This is a genomic window from Microbulbifer sp. SE14, from assembly GCF_059834885.1.
This window is the reverse complement of record NZ_JCBAJA010000044.1, coordinates 1-18459: the sequence shown is the minus strand read 5'-3', so window position 1 is coordinate 18459 and position 18459 is coordinate 1. Positions and strand designations below refer to the sequence as shown.

The 18459-nt window shown below is 65.4% G+C and carries 12 protein-coding genes; 4 read left to right on the top strand and 8 right to left on the bottom strand.

What is annotated here, in order from left to right:
* Positions 1–107 precede the first annotated feature (107 nt).
* The 3 genes from AC6R19_RS21445 (at position 108) to AC6R19_RS21435 (ending at position 5256) form a co-directional block, all read left to right on the top strand.
* On the top strand, positions 108–1400 hold the full coding sequence (locus AC6R19_RS21445) for a cation:proton antiporter (protein ID WP_500581925.1): 1293 nt from the start codon (positions 108–110) through the stop codon (positions 1398–1400).
* 119 nt (positions 1401–1519) lie between these two features.
* The gene (locus tag AC6R19_RS21440; protein WP_500581924.1) at positions 1520–3163 is read left to right on the top strand and encodes a cation:proton antiporter; all 1644 of its coding nucleotides are present in this window, start codon (positions 1520–1522) and stop codon (positions 3161–3163) included.
* A 245-nt stretch (positions 3164–3408) separates the two neighbouring features.
* Positions 3409–5256, top strand: a complete 1848-nt coding sequence (locus AC6R19_RS21435; RefSeq protein WP_500581923.1) for a monovalent cation:proton antiporter-2 (CPA2) family protein — start codon at positions 3409–3411, stop codon at positions 5254–5256.
* Positions 5257–5273: 17 nt separating this feature from the next.
* Here AC6R19_RS21435 and AC6R19_RS21430 read toward each other — a convergent pair whose 3' ends face one another.
* The 7 genes from AC6R19_RS21430 to glmU all read right to left on the bottom strand — a co-directional run bounded on the left by AC6R19_RS21430 (position 5274) and on the right by glmU (position 13945).
* A complete protein-coding gene (locus AC6R19_RS21430) occupies positions 5274–6089 on the bottom strand; it encodes a class II aldolase/adducin family protein (RefSeq protein WP_500581922.1) in 816 nt (271 codons plus the stop codon).
* Positions 6090–6248: 159 nt separating this feature from the next.
* Entirely contained in the window at positions 6249–8078 is a 1830-nt protein-coding gene (gene glmS, locus AC6R19_RS21425; protein ID WP_500581921.1) for a glutamine--fructose-6-phosphate transaminase (isomerizing), read from the bottom strand.
* 95 nt (positions 8079–8173) lie between these two features.
* Positions 8174–8944 (bottom strand): DeoR/GlpR family DNA-binding transcription regulator, encoded by a 771-nt coding sequence (locus AC6R19_RS21420; protein WP_500581920.1) that lies wholly within the window; start codon positions 8942–8944, stop codon positions 8174–8176.
* A 234-nt stretch (positions 8945–9178) separates the two neighbouring features.
* Positions 9179–10339, bottom strand: a complete 1161-nt coding sequence (locus tag AC6R19_RS21415) for a dihydrolipoamide acetyltransferase family protein (protein WP_500581919.1) — start codon at positions 10337–10339, stop codon at positions 9179–9181.
* Positions 10336–11331, bottom strand: a complete 996-nt coding sequence (locus AC6R19_RS21410; protein ID WP_500581918.1) for an alpha-ketoacid dehydrogenase subunit beta — start codon at positions 11329–11331, stop codon at positions 10336–10338. The genes AC6R19_RS21415 and AC6R19_RS21410 overlap by 4 nt, the downstream gene beginning before the upstream one ends.
* On the bottom strand, positions 11331–12434 hold the full coding sequence (gene pdhA / locus AC6R19_RS21405) for a pyruvate dehydrogenase (acetyl-transferring) E1 component subunit alpha (protein ID WP_500581917.1): 1104 nt from the start codon (positions 12432–12434) through the stop codon (positions 11331–11333). The genes AC6R19_RS21410 and pdhA overlap by 1 nt, the downstream gene beginning before the upstream one ends.
* A 149-nt stretch (positions 12435–12583) precedes the next feature.
* A complete protein-coding gene (gene glmU, locus AC6R19_RS21400) occupies positions 12584–13945 on the bottom strand; it encodes a bifunctional UDP-N-acetylglucosamine diphosphorylase/glucosamine-1-phosphate N-acetyltransferase GlmU (protein ID WP_500581916.1) in 1362 nt (453 codons plus the stop codon).
* 235 nt (positions 13946–14180) lie between these two features.
* Here glmU and AC6R19_RS21395 point away from each other — a divergent pair, with 235 nt between their 5' ends.
* Positions 14181–17516, top strand: a complete 3336-nt coding sequence (locus AC6R19_RS21395; RefSeq protein ID WP_500581915.1) for an amidohydrolase family protein — start codon at positions 14181–14183, stop codon at positions 17514–17516.
* A gap of 79 nt (positions 17517–17595) precedes the next feature.
* On the opposite strand, the gene AC6R19_RS21390 is transcribed toward AC6R19_RS21395, so the two are convergent.
* Positions 17596–18228, bottom strand: coding sequence for a glutathione S-transferase family protein (locus tag AC6R19_RS21390; RefSeq protein WP_500581914.1), 633 nt, complete (start codon positions 18226–18228; stop codon positions 17596–17598).
* Positions 18229–18459: the final 231 nt, after the last annotated feature.

Sequence of the window (18459 nt, the reverse complement as noted above, 5' to 3'; positions counted from 1 at the left end):
AGATAGCTTTAAGCCCCCTGTAGGAGCGGCGGGGCGGCCGTCCGCCGCTCCTACACAAGGTTGTCCGATATTCCCAGCAATCCCCAGTAACGGAGCCCGCCAGCGGCATGGAAGTCTATTACACCTTTTGTTTCCTGGCCGCGGTGTCGGTGTTTCTCGGCTTCCTGAACCAGTATGTGCTGCGCGCCCAGGCCACCATCGCGATTACCGCCGGTTCCCTGGCGCTGTCGCTGCTGGTCATCGGCCTGGGCAAGCTGGGCATCGTCGAGCTGCGCACCTGGGCCGACCAGCTGCTGCCGCTGCTGAACCTGGAGGACCTGCTGCTGAAGGGTATGCTCGGCTTCCTGCTGTTCGCCGGCAGCCTGCATATCGACCTGCTGGCACTGCGCAACCAGCGCCTGGAGATAGGCCTGCTGGCGGTGGTCGGCACATTGATCTCCACCTTTGCAGTCGGCGCGCTGCTCTATTGGTTCCTGCAGCAGGTGGGTATGCCGGTGGCCTTCGTCTACTGCCTTCTGTTCGGCGCGCTTATCTCGCCGACGGACCCCATCGCGGTGCTGGCGATCATCAAGAGCCTGAAGGCACCGGAGCAGGTGTCGATTCAGGTGGAGGGGGAGTCCCTGTTCAACGACGGCTTCGGCATAGTGGTCTTCGCGGTAATCTACGCGGTGGCCTTCGAGGGCGGCGAGCCGACACTGCCGGCGGTGGCGCACCTTTTCGCGGTGGAGGCGCTGGGCGGCGTGCTGCTGGGGCTCGCGATTGGCGGCCTCTTCCACTGGCTGATCGGCGCCACCAGCAACCACAGCCTGGAACTGATGCTGACCCTGGTGATCCCCACCGCCGGCTTCTCCCTGGCCAACATCCTCGGCGTATCCGGCGCCCTGGCGATGGTGGTCAGCGGCATCATCATCGGCAACTTCACCCGCGAGACTGGCTTCTCCCGGGTGAGCCAGCACGAGTTGGACAACTTCTGGGAAATCACCGAGGACTTCATGAATGGCGTGCTGTTCCTGCTGGTGGGCCTTTTCCTGATCACCATCAACCTGCGGCCCTTCGACTACCTGCTGATGGCTGCCGGCATCGTCATAGTGCTGCTGGCTCGCACGCTGGCGGTGACTGTGCCCTTTACGATCCTGAAACGCTTCCGCCGCTACCACCCCTATACTGAGCGCATCCTGATCTGGGGCGGCCTGCGCGGCAGCCTGGCGCTGGCGCTGGCGATGTCGATCCCCGCCGGCCACGCAATGATCCAGGGCCAGGACCTGCGCCACCTGTGGGTGGTGATGACCTACGGCGTGGTACTCTTTTCGATCGTGGTGCAGGGTTCCACCATAGCGCCGCTGATCCGCCGCTCGCGCGATATCGCCGAGCCGGAGACTGCGGTGGAGCCGGTCCGGTAGCGGCAAATTCACCGACAGGAAAGCGGTAAGCCATCATGGAAGACGCCAGTTTCCCGCTGCAGACAGTCACTCCCGCTGCGACCACCACCTCCGCGCCCCGGTTGCGGGAGTAGCGCACCGTGTGGCCGTCCGTGTTCGTGCAGATGGCGGCGGTGCTGGCAGTGGCGGCACTGGCGGGCGCCCTGGCGCAGAAACTGCGCCAGCCACTGATCGTGGCCTTTATCGCGGTGGGTATCCTGCTCGGCCCCTCCGGGCTGGGCTGGGTGGTGCACTCCGACGAAGTGGAGTTGTTCGCGCGCCTCGGCATCTCCCTGCTGCTGTTCGTGGTGGGGCTGAAACTGGACCTGCATATCATCCGCACCCTGGGGCCTGTGGCCCTGGCCACGGGCCTGGGACAGGTACTGTTCACCTCGGTGGTGGGCTACCTGATCGCGCTGCTGCTGGGCCTGTCCCACGTCGCCGCACTCTACGTGGCGGTGGCGCTCACCTTCTCCAGCACCATCATCATCATCAAGCTGCTGTCGGACAAGCGGGAGGTGGACGCGCTGCACGGGCGCATCGCGGTGGGTTTCCTGATCGTGCAGGACATAGTGGTGGTGCTGGTGATGATCGGCCTCACTGCGCTGGGGCAGGCCGGCAAGGGTGCAGAACTGGTGCGGGAGGCCCTGGAAGTACTGGTCAAGGGCCTGTTGATGCTACTGGCACTGGCGCTGCTGATTCGCTATCTGATGCCGCCGCTGCTGCATCGCCTGGCGCGCTCGCCGGAACTGCTGATGCTGTTCGCCATCGCCTGGGCGGTGCTCGGCGCCGCCGCGGGCGACGCGCTGGGTTTCAGCCAGGAGGTGGGGGCCTTCCTGGCCGGGGTGTCCATCGCCTCCTCCCCCTATCGCGAACTGGTGGCGGCGCGACTGGTGAGCCTGCGAGATTTCCTGCTGCTGTTCTTCTTTATCGAACTGGGCGCCAACCTGGACCTCGGCGCCCTGGGCGCCCAGTTGGGGCCGTCGCTGGTGTTCTCGCTGTTCGTGCTGGTCGGCAACCCGCTGATCGTAATGGCGATCATGGGCTCCATGGGCTACCGCAAGCGCACCGGCTTCCTGGCCGGCCTCACGGTGGCACAGATCAGCGAATTCTCGCTGATCCTGGCCGCGCTCGGTGTCAGTCTCGGGCATATCAACCAGGAGACCCTGGGCTTGATCACCCTGGTGGGACTGATCACCATCAGCGCCTCCACCTACATGATTCTCTATTCACATCCCCTGTACGAGCGACTGGCCCCCTGGCTTTCGATCTTCGAGCGACGGGTGGCGCACCGGGAGATAGACGCGCTGGTGGATGGCGAGGGACGGGTAGATATACTGCTGTTCGGCCTGGGGCGCTTCGGCGCGGCGGTGGCCGGCAGCCTGCGCGAGCGGCAGTGCCGCCTGCTGGCGGTGGACTTCGATCCCGAGGCTGTGCGCCGCCACGCCCGCGAGGGGTTCGACACCCGCTACGGGGACGCGGAAGATCCGGAGTTTCTCGCCTCGCTGCCGCTGTCCCGGGTGAACTGGGTGGTGAGCACCCTGCGCGACCCGGCGATCAACCGCACCCTGCTGCAGGGATTGCGCCACCAGGGCTACCCGGGCAAAGTGGCGCTGGCGGTGGCCAACCGCCGGGACGCCGAACCCTTCGAGAAAGCTGGCGTGGACCTGGTGCTGGTTCCCTACGCGGACGCGGCGCGGGAGGCGGCGGACCAGCTGTGCCCCACAGATACTGACAGGCAATAACCCATCCAACTGCTCCGCGGGGGCGGGTATTTACCAAATCAAGTTTCGGAGTTCACAGAGATTGGCAGCACCCAGGTGAGACAGCTTCGAGCGGCCCTGCTGGCGGTGGTTACCTGACAAAAAACCTCATCGGTAAATATTTGCCAGGTAACCACCGCCAGCAGGGCCGCGCGCAGTGCCACCGGGAGTTTTCCTGACCTCGAGCTGAACTCCGAAACTTGAGTTACCAATCAATAAGGATTTCGATGGAACACGACAGTTTCCTGCTGCAGGCGGTGATCTACCTGGCGGCGGCGGTCGTCTCGGTACCGCTGGCCAAGCGCCTGGGGCTGGGATCGGTGCTCGGCTACCTGTTCGCCGGCGTTCTGATCGGCCCGCACCTGCTGGGCTGGGTGGGCGACGCCCAAGAGGAACTGCACATCGCCGAGTTCGGCGTGGCCATGATGCTGTTCCTGATCGGCCTGGAACTGCAGCCGCGCAAGCTCTGGCAGATGCGCCGCGAGATATTCGGCACCGGCAGCGCGCAGCTGCTGGTCACCGCCGCGGTCATCACCCTGCTGGCGCTGCTGTTCGGGCGCAGCTGGCGCGGCGCCATCGCCATAGGCCTGATTCTGGCACTGTCCTCCACTGCCATAGTGCTGCAGTCCCTCAGCGAGAAAGGCCTGTTGAAAACCGAGGGCGGACGGGGTGCCTTTGCGGTACTGCTGCTGCAGGATATGGCGGTGATCCCGATCCTGGCGCTGCTGCCGCTGCTGGCCGGCGGCGAACTGCCGGTCCCAGGCGATGAGGGGCTCACCGGCTGGCGCTACGCGCTGGCGGTGGTCGCGGTCATCGCCGCCTTTATCGCCGCCGGCCGCTACCTGCTCGGGCCACTGCTGCGCGTGGTCGCCGGCGCCCGCACCCGCGAGCTGTTCACCGCCACCGCCCTGCTGATCGTGCTGGCCTCGGCGGCGGCGATGAGCTGGCTGGAGCTATCGCCGGCGCTGGGCACCTTTCTCGCCGGGGTGATGCTGGCCGAGAGCGAGTTCCGCCACGAGCTGGAAGCGGATATACAGCCGTTCAAGGGCCTGCTGCTGGGGCTCTTTTTCCTCGCCGTGGGCGCCACCCTGGACCTGGCATTGGTGGCTGCCCAACCCCTGCTGCTGTTGGGGCTGGTACTGCTGCTGGTGGCAGTGAAGTTCGCGGTGCTGTTCGCCCTCGCGCGCTTCACCGGCATGGCCCGCGGCGAAAACTGGCTGTTCGCCTTGGCACTGGCGCAGGCGGGGGAGTTCGGCTTCGTGCTGATCACTTTCGCGGTGCAGAACCAGGTGCTCGAAAGTGACACCGGCAGCCTGCTGGTGGCCCTGATCGCACTGTCGATGGCGCTGACGCCGATACTGCTGCTGATCTATGAACAGTGGGTGATGCCCCGCTACCTGCGCAGCGGCAAGGCGCCCGGGCCGGAGGAGGAGTCGCCCCGGGACCAGGGCTCGCCGGTGATCATCATCGGCTACGGCCGCTTCGGCCAGATCGCCGGGCGCCTGCTGAACGCCTGCGGCTTCGACACCACGCTGCTGGAGCGCAACGCGGAACAGCTGGACCTGGTGCGCCGCTATGGCATCCAGGCCTACTACGGCGACGCCTCCCGCGAGGACCTGCTGCACGCCGCCGGTGCCGACAACGCGAAACTGGTGATACTGACCCTGAGCGACCAGGCGGCGTCCCTGGAGATAGTCGCGCAGATCCGCAAGCACTTTCCCCACCTGGCCATACTGGCGCGGGCGCGCAACCGCATGCACCAGTACGCACTGATGGAGGCGGGGGTACAATACATCTTCCGCGAGACGGTGGACTCGGCGCTGTCCATCGGCGAGTGCGCGCTGCAGTTGCTGGGCCTGAGCCGGCTGCAGGCCAGGCGCGCGGCGCGCAAGTTCAAGCAGCACGACCAGCGCATGCTGGAATCCCTGTTCCCCTACTGGCGCGACGAATCCCAGCATATCGCGCAGACGAAGATCTACCGCGAACAGCTGCTGCAGGCACTGCGGGAGGACAGGCGCGACAAGGACCTGCACCTGGATCACTACTGGGAGGAGCCCAGCAAACCCGGCCTGTGACGACCGGCCCCCTCTACCTACTCGAACATATCCGGCTGTTCGGCGCAGATCACGTTATATAGCGGTTGGAAGCTGAAGAGTCCCGCCAGTTCGGTACCCACCACTGCGCGGGTGCGTATCGCCACTTCCGGCTCGATCAGGATTGGATCGCCGGCGGCCTCGGCCAGCAGCTGCGCCTGGCAGCTGCGCTCCATGGTGATATACCACCATGCGGCCTCGTCCACCGTCTTGCCGACGGTCAGCAGGCCGTGGTTCTGCAGTATCAGCGCCTTTTTGTTTCCCAGTGCGCGGGCCAGCGTCTCGCCTTCGCCCATCTCCAGCACCACGCCGGAAAAGGTATCCAGCAGGCCGTGATCACCGAAGAAGGCGCAGGCGTCCTGGGTGATGGGGTCCAGCAAACGGCCGAGGGAGGACCAGGCCTTGCCGTACAGGGAGTGGGCGTGGGCGGCGGCCACCACATCCGGGCGCATCCGGTGGATATGCGAGTGGATGGTGAAGGCGGCGCCGTTCAGGTAGCCGTCCCCCTCGACCACCTCGCCTTTGTGGTTGACCAGCAACAGCTGCGACATCTTCAGCAGCTTGAAGGACACCCCCATCGGGTTGACCCAGAAGTGGTCCTCCAGCTCCGGGTCGCGCACGGTGATGTGGCCGGCGACTCCCTCGTCGAAGCCGAACTTGCCGAACAGGCGGAAGGCGGCAGTGAGCTTTTTCTTGCGCTCCTGGCGCACCTGCTCCGCCGGCAGCGACGGTTCACCGAGCAGCATGCTGACGTCGCCGTTCAGCACCGCGTCGTTCGTATCCGTCGTTTTTCCGGTTTTTTCTGCGGTGGTCATGGGCCGATCCTCTCATCGTCGATACCGCGGAAGGCTGGTTATAGCACGACATCAGAGCGGTGTGGGAGAGAGAGCGCCAAAGAAGCCTGTCCGCAGAAGCTGCTGCCAGATATGAAAAAGGCCGCCCAGTGGCGGCCTTTGAATGGAGCTGGCAGGAATTTACTCCACGGTCACCGACTTGGCCAGGTTGCGCGGCTGGTCCACGTCGGTGCCCTTCAGCAGCGCCACATGGTAGCTGAGCAGCTGCAGGGGCACCGTGTAGAGGATCGGGTGCAGGCTCTCCGGCGCGTCCGGCACCTCCACCACTGTCAAACCCGGCTCACTGGTGAAGCCGGCCTCGGGACTGGCGAAGACGAACAGCTGGCCGCCGCGGGCGCGCACTTCCTGCAGGTTGGATTTCAGCTTTTCCAACAGCTCGTCGTTGGGCGCGACGACGATCACCGGCATGTCCGCGTCCACCAGCGCCAGCGGGCCGTGCTTCAGCTCACCGGCCGGGTAGGCCTCGGCGTGGATATAGGAGATCTCCTTCAGCTTCAGCGCCCCTTCCAACGCGATCGGGTACTCGACGCCGCGGCCGAGGAAGAGCGCGTGGTGTTTCTCGGCAAAGGCCTCGCTGGTGTCCTGCACCAGCCTGTCGAGGCCGGTGAACTGCTCCATCAGTGCGGGCAGCCGGTGCAGGGCGCCAACCAGTTGCGCCTCGCGCTCCGCGCCCAGGCCGTTGACCTTGGCCAGGGCGATACAGAAGAGCTGCAGCGCGACCAGCTGGGTGGTGAAAGCCTTGGTGGAGGCGACACCTATCTCGGGGCCGGCCTCGGTCATCAGCGACAGTTCGGATTCCCGCACCAGGGAGCTGTTGGGCACGTTGCAGATGGTCAACGAGGCCAGGTAGCCCAGCTCCTTCGCCTGGCGCAGCGCCGCCAGGGTGTCGGCGGTCTCGCCGGACTGGGAGATGGTCACGAACAGGGTGCCGGGGCGCACGGCGGTCCTGCGGTAGCGGATCTCGCTGGCCACCTCGACGGAGCAGGGGATGCCGGCCCAGTCCTCCAGCCAGTAGCGGGCCACCAGGCCAGCGTGGTAGCTGGTGCCGCAGGCAACTATCTGCACCTGTTTCACTTCCGGCAGTATCTCGTGGGCACGGGCGCCGAGGGCTTCGGAGAGAACCGACTTTTCCCCGATACGGCCGGCCATGGTGGCCTCCACAACCTTCGGCTGCTCGAAGATCTCCTTCTGCATATAGTGCCGGTAGCGGCCCTTGTCGGCGGCGTCGTGACCGCCGTTCAGCTTGTGCACCGGGCGGCTGACCTCCTCGCCCTGCCCGTCGCGAACGGCGATGCCCCCGAGGGTGATCTCGGCCACGTCCCCCTCCTCGAGGAAGATAAAGCGGTCGGTTACCTGGCGCAGGGCCATCGGATCCGAGGCGATAAAGTTTTCCTCGATACCGACGCCCACCACCAGCGGACTGCCGGATCTGGCGCAGACCAGCACCTCCGGCTCCTCTGCGCTGATCACACCCAGGGCATAGGCCCCCTCGAGCACCTCGGTGGCAGCGGTGACGGCGGCCAGCAGATTGCGGCCCTCGGAGGTCAGGGAGTGGATCAGGTGGACCACCACCTCGGTGTCGGTGTCCGAGGCGAACTGGTAGCCCTTGTCCTGCAACTCGGCGCGCAGGGACTGGTAGTTCTCGATAATGCCGTTGTGCACCAGGGCGATCTGGCCCGACATGTGCGGGTGGGCGTTCTCGTCCGAGGGCACGCCGTGGGTGGCCCAGCGGGTGTGGGCTATGCCCAGGCGGCCGGCGGCGGGATCAGCGGCCAGGCGCGACTCCAGGTCGGCGACTTTGCCCTGGCTCTTGCGCAGTTGCAGCTGGCGGTCGCCGTCCAGCAGGCAGACGCCGGCGGAGTCGTAGCCACGATACTCCAGGCGCCGCAGCCCCTCCAGCAGGATTTCATTCACATTGCGCTGGGCCAGCGCGCCAACAATTCCACACATAATTTCCTACCTCGAAAACTGGTGGATGCGCTGCGCTTATCCACCCTACGGATTACAAAAAATGTAACGCCAGTCCGTACCGCTAAAGGGCCGGACTAGGTGTTAGTACTCACTTCCGCGCAGACAACCCGCACGCCCAGTGCCTCCAGCTGCACCCGCGTGTCGCCGTCCAGGCCGCTGTCGGTCACCAGGGTGTCCACCTGCTCCCAGGACAGCTCCAGGTTGGGGATGCGCCTGCCTACCTTGCTGGATTCCGCCAGCACCACCACCTCGCGCGCCACCTCGGCCATCACCCGCGACAGGCCTATCTGCTCATTGAAGGTGCAGGTGCCGCGCTCCAGGTCTATGCCATCGGCGCCGATAAATGCTCGGTCGAAGTCGTAACCGCGCAGCACCTGCTCCGCCACCTGGCCCTGGAAGGCCTCGAAGTGCGGGTCCCAGGTGCCACCGGTCATCAGCAGGGTGGGCTCGTTCTCCAGTTCGCGCAGGGCGTTGGCCACATGCAGCGAGTTGGTCATCACCACCAGGCCGCGCTTGCGCTCCAGCTCCGGGATCATGGCCGCGGTGGTGCGGCCGTAATCGATCACTATGCGGTGGTGGTCCGGGATCAGCGCCGCCGCGGCGCGGCCTATGGCGCGCTTGACCTCGGAGGGCGCCTCCTCGACCACCAGTTCCCGCGGCACCGGTATGGCGCCGCCATGGCGGCGCAGCAGCAGGCCGTGGTTCTCCATCGCGGTCAGATCCTTGCGAATCGTAACTTCGGAGGTTTCGAACTGGCGTGCCAGTTGTTCCACACTGGCCTCGCCGGCCTCGTTGAGCAGGGCCAGAATCTGGTGGCGGCGTTGCTGGGTATTGCGTTTGGACATGATCGCTTAAGTTTCGATTTGAAACTTAAGGATAGCAAAGTGAAAGCGAAATTCCCACTGAAATTCCGTAGGGGCCGAAGGCGCCGCGAATACCTGGAGCGACTGGAACGAATCTTGTGTTCGCCCGTGTTTCGGGATGGCACCCGGTTCGGGCGGGTTGGAGGATATTGAGGTGGGTTTGATCGTTGGGTGCGCCATGCGCACCAGCTCGGTAAGTAGTGCGTACGGCGCACCCTACGAAGACAGGGAGCCCATCAATGCCTTCAGGAAGCGCGCCAGCTCGCCGCCGGTGACGGCGCGGTGGTCGGCGCTGATGGACAGGGGGAGCAGGGGGCGCACAGCGGGTTTGTCGTCTACCGCGACCACGCCCTCGAAGGTCCGGCCGGCGCCGACTATGGCCACCGTCGGCGGCAATACCACCGGCGTCGCGTAGCGGCCAGCCATGGCGCCGAAGTTGGACAGCAGTATGGTGGCGCCCTGCAGGTCCCGCCGGGCGATACCGCTCTCGCGGGCCTGTTCCTTGTAGTCTTCTATCTGCTGCAACAGCTCACCGTCGGAGCGCGCGGCCACGTCCCTCAGCACGGGGACATAAAGACCGCGAGGGGAGTCCACCGCCAGGCCTATGTTGACGGTCTCAGACGGGCTCAACTGATCCTCCTCGTAGAGGGCGTTCAGGTTTGGCTCCGCCTCGCAGGCCTGCTGCATGGCGCGGATCAGGCGCAGGGTGGCGGACTCCTCGCCCCACCAGGCGGAGATATCCACCTGGTCGCACAGGGTCATCGGCGCGACCTCATCGCGGGCGCGGCTCATGGCCAGGGCCATGGCGCGGCGGGCCGGTGACACTTCCGGGGCCGAGGGTTTCGTCGGCGGCTTTTCGCGCTTTTCCGCTTCGGGCTTGCGCCCGGCCGCGGCGCGCACCTCCTCAAAGGTAAAGCGGTCACCCGCGGGTTTCAGTTCTGTCAGGTCCACGCCCAGGCGGCGGGCCAGGGCCCGCACCGACGGGGTGGCGAGGCGGCGGGGGAGTTCCGTGGGGGCTATTTCCGCGCCCAGGACTTCGCCGGTCTGCTGGATCTTGCCGACGACTGTGCCGGCGTCGGTCGGTTTCTCTTCTTTTTGGGTCCGATCGCGGCCAACGGCCGCTCCCGGCCGGACCGCTCCTACATCTTCGGCGAAGCCGACCAGCGGCTGGCCGACCTGGACGGTTTCCTCCTCGGCGGCGAAGAGTTTTTCCACGGTGCCGCCCCAGGGAGCCGGCACATCCACCAGGGCCTTGGCGGTCTCGACGGTGACCAGGGTCTGGTGGGCGGCGACGCTGTCGCCCTCCGCGACATGCCACTCGCGGATCACCGCGTCCGGCAGCCCCTCGCCCAGGTCCGGCAGTTTGAAGATCTTCATTGCCGCCCCCCGTCCGGATACTCCAGCGCGGCACGGGCGCCGGCCAGTATCCGCTCGACGCCCGGCAGATAGTCGTTCTCCAGCCGGTAGTAGGGCATCACCGTGTCGTAGCCGGTGACCCGCTGCACCGGCGCGTCCAGCAGGTCGAAGGCGTAGTCATTGATCTGCGCGACTATCTCCGCGCCCAGGCCGCCGAAGCGCGCCGCCTCGTGGATCACGACGCAGCGGCGGGTCTTCTCCAGGGAGTCGATGATGCCGTGGATATCCAGCGGCTTCAGTGTGGCCGGGTCCAGCACCTCGGCCTCTATGCCCTCCTCGGCCAGCTCGTCCGCCACCTGCAGCGTCTCCTTCAGCGAGGCCCCCCAGGAGATCAGGGTGATGTCCGAGCCCTCGCGCAGCACGAAGCAGCGGTCCAGCGGCAGCGCCTCGCCGCTGTCCGGCACCTCCTGCTTGACCGCGCGGTAGATGCGCTTCGGCTCGAGGAAGATCACCGGGTCCGGGTCGCGGATGGCCGCCAGCAGCAGGCCGTAGGCGCGGGCCGGGGAGGAGGGCACCACAACGCGCAGGCCGGGAATATGGGCGAATATCGCCTCTGTGCTCTCGGAGTGGTGTTCCGGCGCGTGTATGCCGCCGCCATAGGGGGCGCGGTAGACGACCGGGCAGGACAGGCGCCCGCGGGTGCGGTTGCGGAAGCGGGCGGCGTGGCTGAGTATCTGGTCCAGGCCCGGGTAGATAAAACCCATAAACTGGAACTCGGCCACCGGCCGCAGCCCCTGGGCGGCCATGCCCACGGCGATGCCGGCGATCATGTTTTCCGCCAGGGGCGTGTCCAGTACCCGCTCGGCGCCGAATTCCTTCTGCAGGCCGTCGGTGGCGCGGAAGACGCCGCCGTTGACGCCCACATCCTGGCCGAACACCAGTACCCGCGGGTCCTCGCGCAGCGCGTGGGCCAGGGCTTGGGTGACCGCCTGCACCAGCGTGATCTCCGTCATCAGCGGTTCCTTTCCCCCAACTGGCCCAGTTGATCGTACTGCTCGAAAAAGGCCTCCGGCAGCTCGGCGTAGAGGTGGTCGAAGATGGCGGTGGGCCTGTCTTTGGGCCTGTCGGCGAAGGCCTGCAGCTCGCGTTCCATTACCTCCGCCAGTTCCCGCTGCAGTTCCCCCTCCTGCTCGTCGCTCCACAGCTGTTCGCCGCGCAGGTAATTGCCCAGGCGCGCCAGCGGTTCCAGCTGCCAGGCGGCTTCGACTTCGTCCTTGGGCTGGTAGCGGCCGGCGTCGTCGGCGGTGGTGTGGTCGCAGAGGCGATAGCAGGTGGCCTCGATCAGGGTCGGGCCCTCGCCGTTGCGGGCGCGCGCCACCGCATCGGTTACCGCCGCGCGCACCGCAATCACGTCGTTGCCGTCCACCTGCAGGCCGGGGATACCGGCGGCTATGGCCTTCTGGGCGATAGTCTTCGATGCCGTCTGCGCAGTGCGTGGCACCGAGATGGCCCACTGATTGTTGTTGATCACGCATACCAGCGGCAGCCGCCACACGCCGGCCAGGTTCATGGCCTCGTGGAAGTCGCCCCGGGAGGTAGCGCCGTCGCCGGCGCAGGTCACCGCCACCCGCGGCGGCTCGTCCAATTGTTCCTGTTTGTACTTGAGGGCGAAGGCCACGCCGGCAGCGTGCAGCAACTGGGTGGCGATGGGGATGCACAGCGGCAGGTCGCGGCGGGCGTGCCGGAAGTCCTGGCCGCGCTCGTCGCCGCCCCAGACGGCGAGTATCTCCTCGATTTCCACACCGCGCTCCAACAGGGCGCCGGTCTCGCGGTAGTAGGGGCAGTAGATGTCGTCCTTTTCCAGGGCGCCGCCGACGCCGACACCGATCGCCTCCTGGCCGAGGCTGGACGGGTAGGTGCCCAACTGACCGGTGCGCTGCAGCTTTACCGCGCGGTCGTCCACCAGCCGCGCCAGTGCCATCTGCCGGTAGAGGGCCAGCAGTGTGTCCGGGGTGGCGAAGTCCGGCAGTTCCTGGGTGGCGCGGCCCTGTTCGTCGAGATACTGCAGACTGGCAACATCGAAGGAGGCGAGCAGGTGCATTCTGGGTTTGTGCATCGGGGATTTCCCTCTTTCCGATGCAAAGAGTGTAATTGATGGGGCGGATGGCGAAGGGTGGCACGTATTGGTGTCGATGCGAAGTTATCCACAGGCCTCAGGCTCTGTGCCACTTCCAATCAGGGCGAACACAAGGCTCGCCCCTTGGATCAGGTCTTTTTGGTAGGTCGCTGCCAGCCGGAGATATTGCGCTGTTTGCCGCGGGCCACCGCCAGTTCGTCAGTGCCCACTTCGCGGGTGATGGTGGAACCGGCGCCGACGGTCGCCCCGGCGCCGACGGTTACAGGCGCCACCAGCGCGGTGTTGGAGCCGATAAAGGCGCCGTCGCCGATTTCGGTCACCGATTTGTTGACACCGTCGTAGTTGCAGGTGATGGTGCCGGCGCCGATATTGACACCGTCGCCGACGATCGCATCGCCGACATAGGACAGGTGGTTGACCTTGCTGCCGCGGCCTATCCGGGCCTTCTTGGTCTCCACGAAGTTGCCCACCTTGGCGCCGTCCGCCAGTTGGGTGCCCGGGCGCAGCCGCGCGAAGGGGCCTATGGTGCAAGCCTCGCCCACCTCGGCGTCCTCGATCACCGAGTTGGCCTCGACGCGGGTGCCATCCGCCAGGCGGCAGTTCTTAAGCCAGCAGTTGGGGCCTATCTGCACCCCCTTGCCCAGCACCACTTCGCCTTCGAAGACGCAGTTGATATCGATGGACACATCGGTGTCGCACTCCAGGTTGCCGCGCACGTCGATGCGCGCCGGATCCAGCAGGGTCACGCCGGCGTTCATCAGCGCCAGGGCGCGGCCATGCTGCAAGGCGCGCTCCAGCTGTGCCTGCTGGGCGCGGCTGTTGACGCCGGCCACTTCGATCGGGTCCGGGCAGCGCACGCCGGTCACCGGGATATTTTCGCTGACGGAGCGCGCGATCACGTCGGTCAGGTAGTACTCGCCCTGGGCGTTGTCGTTGGACAGCTCCGGCAGCCAGCGGGACAGCAGATCCGAGGGAGCGGCCAGTATGCCGGTGTTCACTTCGCGGATGGCGAGGGTATCCGCGTCGGCGTCCTTTTCCTCGACGATGGCCAGCACGCGGCCGGCGTCGTCGCGCACTATGCGGCCGTAGCCCGCCGGGTTGGCCATCTCCACCGATAGCAGCGCGGGACCCTTGTCCGACGCGGACAGCAGCGACTGCAATGTACCGCTCTTCACCAGCGGCACGTCGCCGTAGAGCACCAGCACCGTGGAACCCCTGCGGAAATTTGGGATCGCCTGGGCCACCGCGTGGCCGGTGCCCAGCTGCTCCGTCTGCTCGACGAACTTGACCCCGCTGTCGGCGAAGCGCTCGCGCACCAGTTCTGCGCCGTGCCCGATGACCACGGTGATCTCCAGCTCCCCCAGCTGCTTGGCGGCGTCTATGACCCGCCCCAGCATGGGCACACCGCCAATGGGGTGCAGTACCTTGGGCAGGTCGGAGCGCATGCGGGTGCCTTTGCCGGCGGCGAGGATCACAACATCGATGGTCATACTGGGCCTGAAACTGGTTGGAGTGGATAAAGTGCGGGCATTGTGGCCATTCACTTTCGTGAACTCAAGCGTACCTCGATTCATCACGATAGTCGGGGATTCGACGCAATGGGATTGCCGCCCAGGCGCCAGCCCGGTAGTTTAATGTGCGCAAAATCAACCAGTTGCATTCGAACCCTACCAATAACAAATCGGACAACCGCCGGCTCACAAGGCGCGGCGCAAGGATCCTTTAATGACGACAATCAAGCAGACAAGATTCCGCGGGCGGCTGCTGGCGCTGTCCGCGCTGGCACTGGCCCTGCCCCTGGGCGCCATGACCGAAACCGAAGCGGCAGCGGCGGATGAGAAGCTGGACCAAGAGAAGGCCGAACCCTGGGACGTCAACAAGCCCCCCTACGAATTCAAGCCGATCCGGCTGGATACCAGGGAGACCACCTGGAGCAACCTGGATATCAGCCCGGACGGCGAGACCATCCTTTTCGACATGCTCGGCGATATCTACGAGGTGCCGGTGTCCGGCGGCGAGGCCAGGGCGCTGACCAACGAGATCGCCTGGAATATGCAGCCGCGCTTCAGCCCCGACGGCGAGTCCATCGTCTTTATCAGCGATCGCGACGGCGCCGACAATATCTGGGTCATGGATCGCAACGGCGACAACCTGCGCCAGTTGACCCACGAGAAGGAAAACCTGGTGCACTCGCCGAACTGGAGCCCGGACGGCCTCTATATAGTCGCGCGCAAGGGCTTTATGTCCGGGCGCAGCATCCCCGCCGGCGAGATCTGGATGTACCACCACGGCGGCGGCGAAGGGCGCCAGTTGAAGGAGCGCATCGGCGGCGAGATCGCGCAGAAGAATATCGCCGACCCGGCCTTCTCGACCGACGGCCGCTATGTCTACTACTCGATCGATACCACCCCGGGCACGGTGTTCGAGTACAACAGGAATTCCACCCAGCAGATCTTCGCCATCAACCGTTACGACCTGCAGGATGGCAAGGAGGAGACCTTCGTCTCCGGTCCCGGCGGTGCCGTGGCGCCGGTGCCGTCCCCGGACGGCAAACAACTGGCCTTTATCCGCCGCCAGGACTTCAACACCTCGCTGTTCGTGAAGGACCTGGAGACCGGCCTGGAAACCCCCATCTACTCGGGGCTCGAGCGGGACCTGCAGGAGATCTTCGGCTCCCACGGCAACTATGTGCAGTACGACTGGATGCCGGATGGCGAGTCTCTGGTCGTCTGGACTGGCGGCAAATTCCTGCATATCGCCGCCGATGGCAGCGAAGTCGAGCAGATCACCGCCCATATCAGCGTCGACAAGCAGGTGGCCGAGGCTGTGCGCTTCCCGGTGGAGGTGGCGCCGGAAGAATTTGACGTGAAGATGATCCGCTGGGCGCAGAAATCCCCGGACGGCGAACAGATCGCCTTCCAGGCCCTGGGCAAAATCTATATCCAGGACGTGGACAGCGGCGAGCGCCGCCGCCTGACCCGCCAGGACGACCACTTCGAGTTCTATCCCAGCTGGTCCCGCGACGGCCGCCAGATCACCTATGTGACCTGGGACGATGAGAAACTCGGCCATGTGCGCGTGGTCTCCGCCCGCAACGGCCGCGGCAGGAACATCACCCGCCAGCCGGGCCTGTACGTGGAGCCGACCTTCTCGCCGAGCGGTGACACAGTCGCCTTCCGCCGCTTTACCGGCGGCTACCTGCTGAGCCCGGAGTACTCCCTGGAGCCGGGCATCTACCTGGCGGACGCGGGCGGCGACTGGCAGCGCCGCGTCGTCAAGTCCGGCTTCGAGCCCCACTTCGGCGCCGACGGCGGGCGCATCTATTTCTCCGACTACGGCGACAACAAGCGGGTGCTGAAGAGCGTCGACACCGACGGCAAGGACGAGCGCGAGCACCTGCACGGCACCGAGATCACCTCCTTCCGCCTGTCCCCGGACGGCCGCTGGGTGGCATTCACCCAGGACTTCAAGGCCTATGTGGCGCCCTTTATGCACACCGGCAAGTCCGAGGCCATAGGCCCCGACGCCAAGGCGGTGGCGGTGACCCAGGTGTCCGCCCGCGCCGGCGAGAACCTGCACTGGTCCGCCGACAGCGCCACCCTCGGCTGGGCCCACGGACCCAAGCTGTACGAGCGGCAATTGAAGGACGCCTTCGCCTTTGTCGCCGACGCGCCCGAGAAACTGCCGAAGCCGGTGGCCGAGGGCATAGACCTGAGCTTCAGCCAGCGCTTCGAGAACCACGGCAAGCTCGTCGCACTGACCGGCGGCAGGGTGGTCACGATGCGCGACGCGGAGAAGTCACAGGAAATCATTGAAAGCGGCACCGTGGTCTTCCGCGGCAACCGCATTGTCGCGGTGGGCCCGGCGGATCAGGTGCAGATCCCCGCCGGCGCCAAGCGCATCGACGTCAGCGGCAAGACGGTGCTGCCGGGCCTGATCGACGCCCACGCCCACGGCGCCCAGGGCCGCGAGGAGATAATCCCGCAGCAGAACTGGAACCTATTCTCCAGCCTGGCCTTCGGCGTGACCACCATCCACGACCCGTCCAACGACAGCAGCGAGATCTTCTCCGCGGCGGAGATGCAGAAGGCCGGCATCATCACCGGGCCGCGCATCTTCTCCACCGGCACCATCCTCTACGGCGCCAAGGGACCCGGCTACAAGGCCAAGATCAACTCCCTGGAGGACGCCCAGTTCCATGTGGGCCGCCTGAAGGAAATGGGTGCGATTTCGGTGAAGAGCTACAACCAGCCGCGCCGCGAACAGCGCCAGCAGGTACTGCAGGCGGCCCGCGAGCAGGGGATCATGGTGGTGCCCGAGGGCGGCGGCAAGTACCAGCACAATATGAACATGATCGTCGACGGCCACACCGGTGTGGAGCACTCGCTGCCGATCGCCAATGTCTACGCGGACGTGGAGCAGCTGTGGAGCCAGACCAAGGTCGGCTACACGCCCACCTTCGTGGTCGCCTACGGCGGTCTCTGGGGTGAGGAGTATTGGTACGACCGCACCGAGGTGTGGAAGAACCGGCGCCTGACCCGCTTCACCCCGGACTTTATCGTCAACCCGCGCTCCATCCGCCGCCCGACGGCGCCGGACGCCCACTACAACCACATCAACGTGGCCAGGCACGCCAAGCAGCTGCGCGATAAGGGCGTGACCGTACATATCGGCGCCCACGGCCAGCGCGAGGGCCTCGGCGCCCACTGGGAGCTGTGGATGATGGAGCAGGGCGGTTTCACCCCCTGGGAGGCCTTCCGCGCCGGCACCATCGACGGCGCCCGCTACCTGGGTATGGATGGGGACATCGGCAGCATCGAGGCGGGCAAGCTGGCGGACCTGATCGTCGTCGACGGCAACCCGCTCGAGGACCTGCGCCAATCGGAAAACATCAGCTACACGGTGATCAACGGCCGCGTCTTCGAGGCAGAGACGATGAACGAGCTGGACAGCGAGGATCGCCTGGCCTTCTTCCACGAGCGCCTGCCGATCAGCGCCATGCCGGCGCCGACCGCCGAGGCAATTCAGGAGAAGATGGAGCGGCACCACTGGGTGCACTGACACCGAAAATCTCCAGGAAACAAAAAGGCCGGCAGAGAGCATCTGCCGGCCTTTTTTGTTGTGCGAACTATGTGCGGAATCAGGCCTCGCTCTTCTCCTCGACCAGAGCATCGTCAAGTTCGGCGGCGCGCTTGATAGCCGGGCGCTCCTGCAGCCGCGCAAAATAGTCGACATACTCAGGGCGTTTCTCCAGGGTGCCGAACTGCATGCCCCAGCCAACATGGGAGCCCACATAGACGTCGGCAGCGGTGAAGCGGTCGCCGGCGATAAAGGGGTTGGCCTTTACCGCGATGGACAGGGTATCCAGGGTGTTCTGGTAGTTGCCGTAGCCCAGCATCATCTGCTTCTCGGCCTCCGGCTCCTCCTTGAACACGCTCTTGTTGGTCAGCGCTGACTCCAGCGGTGCCGCGGCAAAGAAAAACCAGCGGTAGTAGTTCGCCTTTTCTTCCGCAGTCTGCGGCAGTAGCCCAGCCTCGGGAAATACATCGGCGAGGTAGGCGCAAATGGCCGCCCCTTCGGTCACCACCCTGCCACTGTGTTTGATTGCCGGCACCTTGCCCATCGGGTTGATGGCCAGGTACTCGGGGGCTTTCATCGTTGTGCCGTACTCCAGCACCTCCGTCTTATAGGGAACACCCACTTCCTCGAGCATCCAGCGCACTATGCGGCCGCGGGACTGGGGGTTGGTGTAGAAAATCAGATCCTCGCTCATCGCTCTCTCCCTGAAGGTTTGTAATGGCAAGTGAGTTTAGTTACTAGATGGAGATCAGTTCGAGGGATTTTTGCGTCAGGATGAGAATAAGAAACAAAAGCCCGCAATGGCGGGCTTTTGGAGAGACTGTAAATTAAATTGTGTAACTGCTCATGCCCCCGTACTCTGCACCGGAGGATACCATGAGCAGAACAATGGACAACAAAGATCTCGAACAGCAACTCCAGGCTC

Excerpts from the sequence above, each read along its gene's own strand:
- AC6R19_RS21390 (WP_500581914.1), bottom strand. The coding sequence starts at position 18,228 with ATGAGCGAGGATCTGATTTTCTACACCAACCCCCAGTCCCGCGGCCGC.
- glmU (WP_500581916.1), bottom strand. The coding sequence starts at position 13,945 with ATGACCATCGATGTTGTGATCCTCGCCGCCGGCAAAGGCACCCGCATG.
- AC6R19_RS21445 (WP_500581925.1), top strand. The coding sequence starts at position 108 with ATGGAAGTCTATTACACCTTTTGTTTCCTGGCCGCGGTGTCGGTGTTT.
- pdhA (WP_500581917.1), bottom strand. The coding sequence starts at position 12,434 with ATGCACAAACCCAGAATGCACCTGCTCGCCTCCTTCGATGTTGCCAGT.
- AC6R19_RS21420 (WP_500581920.1), bottom strand. The coding sequence starts at position 8,944 with ATGTCCAAACGCAATACCCAGCAACGCCGCCACCAGATTCTGGCCCTG.
- AC6R19_RS21430 (WP_500581922.1), bottom strand. The coding sequence starts at position 6,089 with ATGACCACCGCAGAAAAAACCGGAAAAACGACGGATACGAACGACGCG.
- AC6R19_RS21395 (WP_500581915.1), top strand. The coding sequence starts at position 14,181 with ATGACGACAATCAAGCAGACAAGATTCCGCGGGCGGCTGCTGGCGCTG.
- AC6R19_RS21410 (WP_500581918.1), bottom strand. The coding sequence starts at position 11,331 with ATGACGGAGATCACGCTGGTGCAGGCGGTCACCCAAGCCCTGGCCCAC.
- glmS (WP_500581921.1), bottom strand. The coding sequence starts at position 8,078 with ATGTGTGGAATTGTTGGCGCGCTGGCCCAGCGCAATGTGAATGAAATC.
- AC6R19_RS21435 (WP_500581923.1), top strand. The coding sequence starts at position 3,409 with ATGGAACACGACAGTTTCCTGCTGCAGGCGGTGATCTACCTGGCGGCG.
- AC6R19_RS21415 (WP_500581919.1), bottom strand. The coding sequence starts at position 10,339 with ATGAAGATCTTCAAACTGCCGGACCTGGGCGAGGGGCTGCCGGACGCG.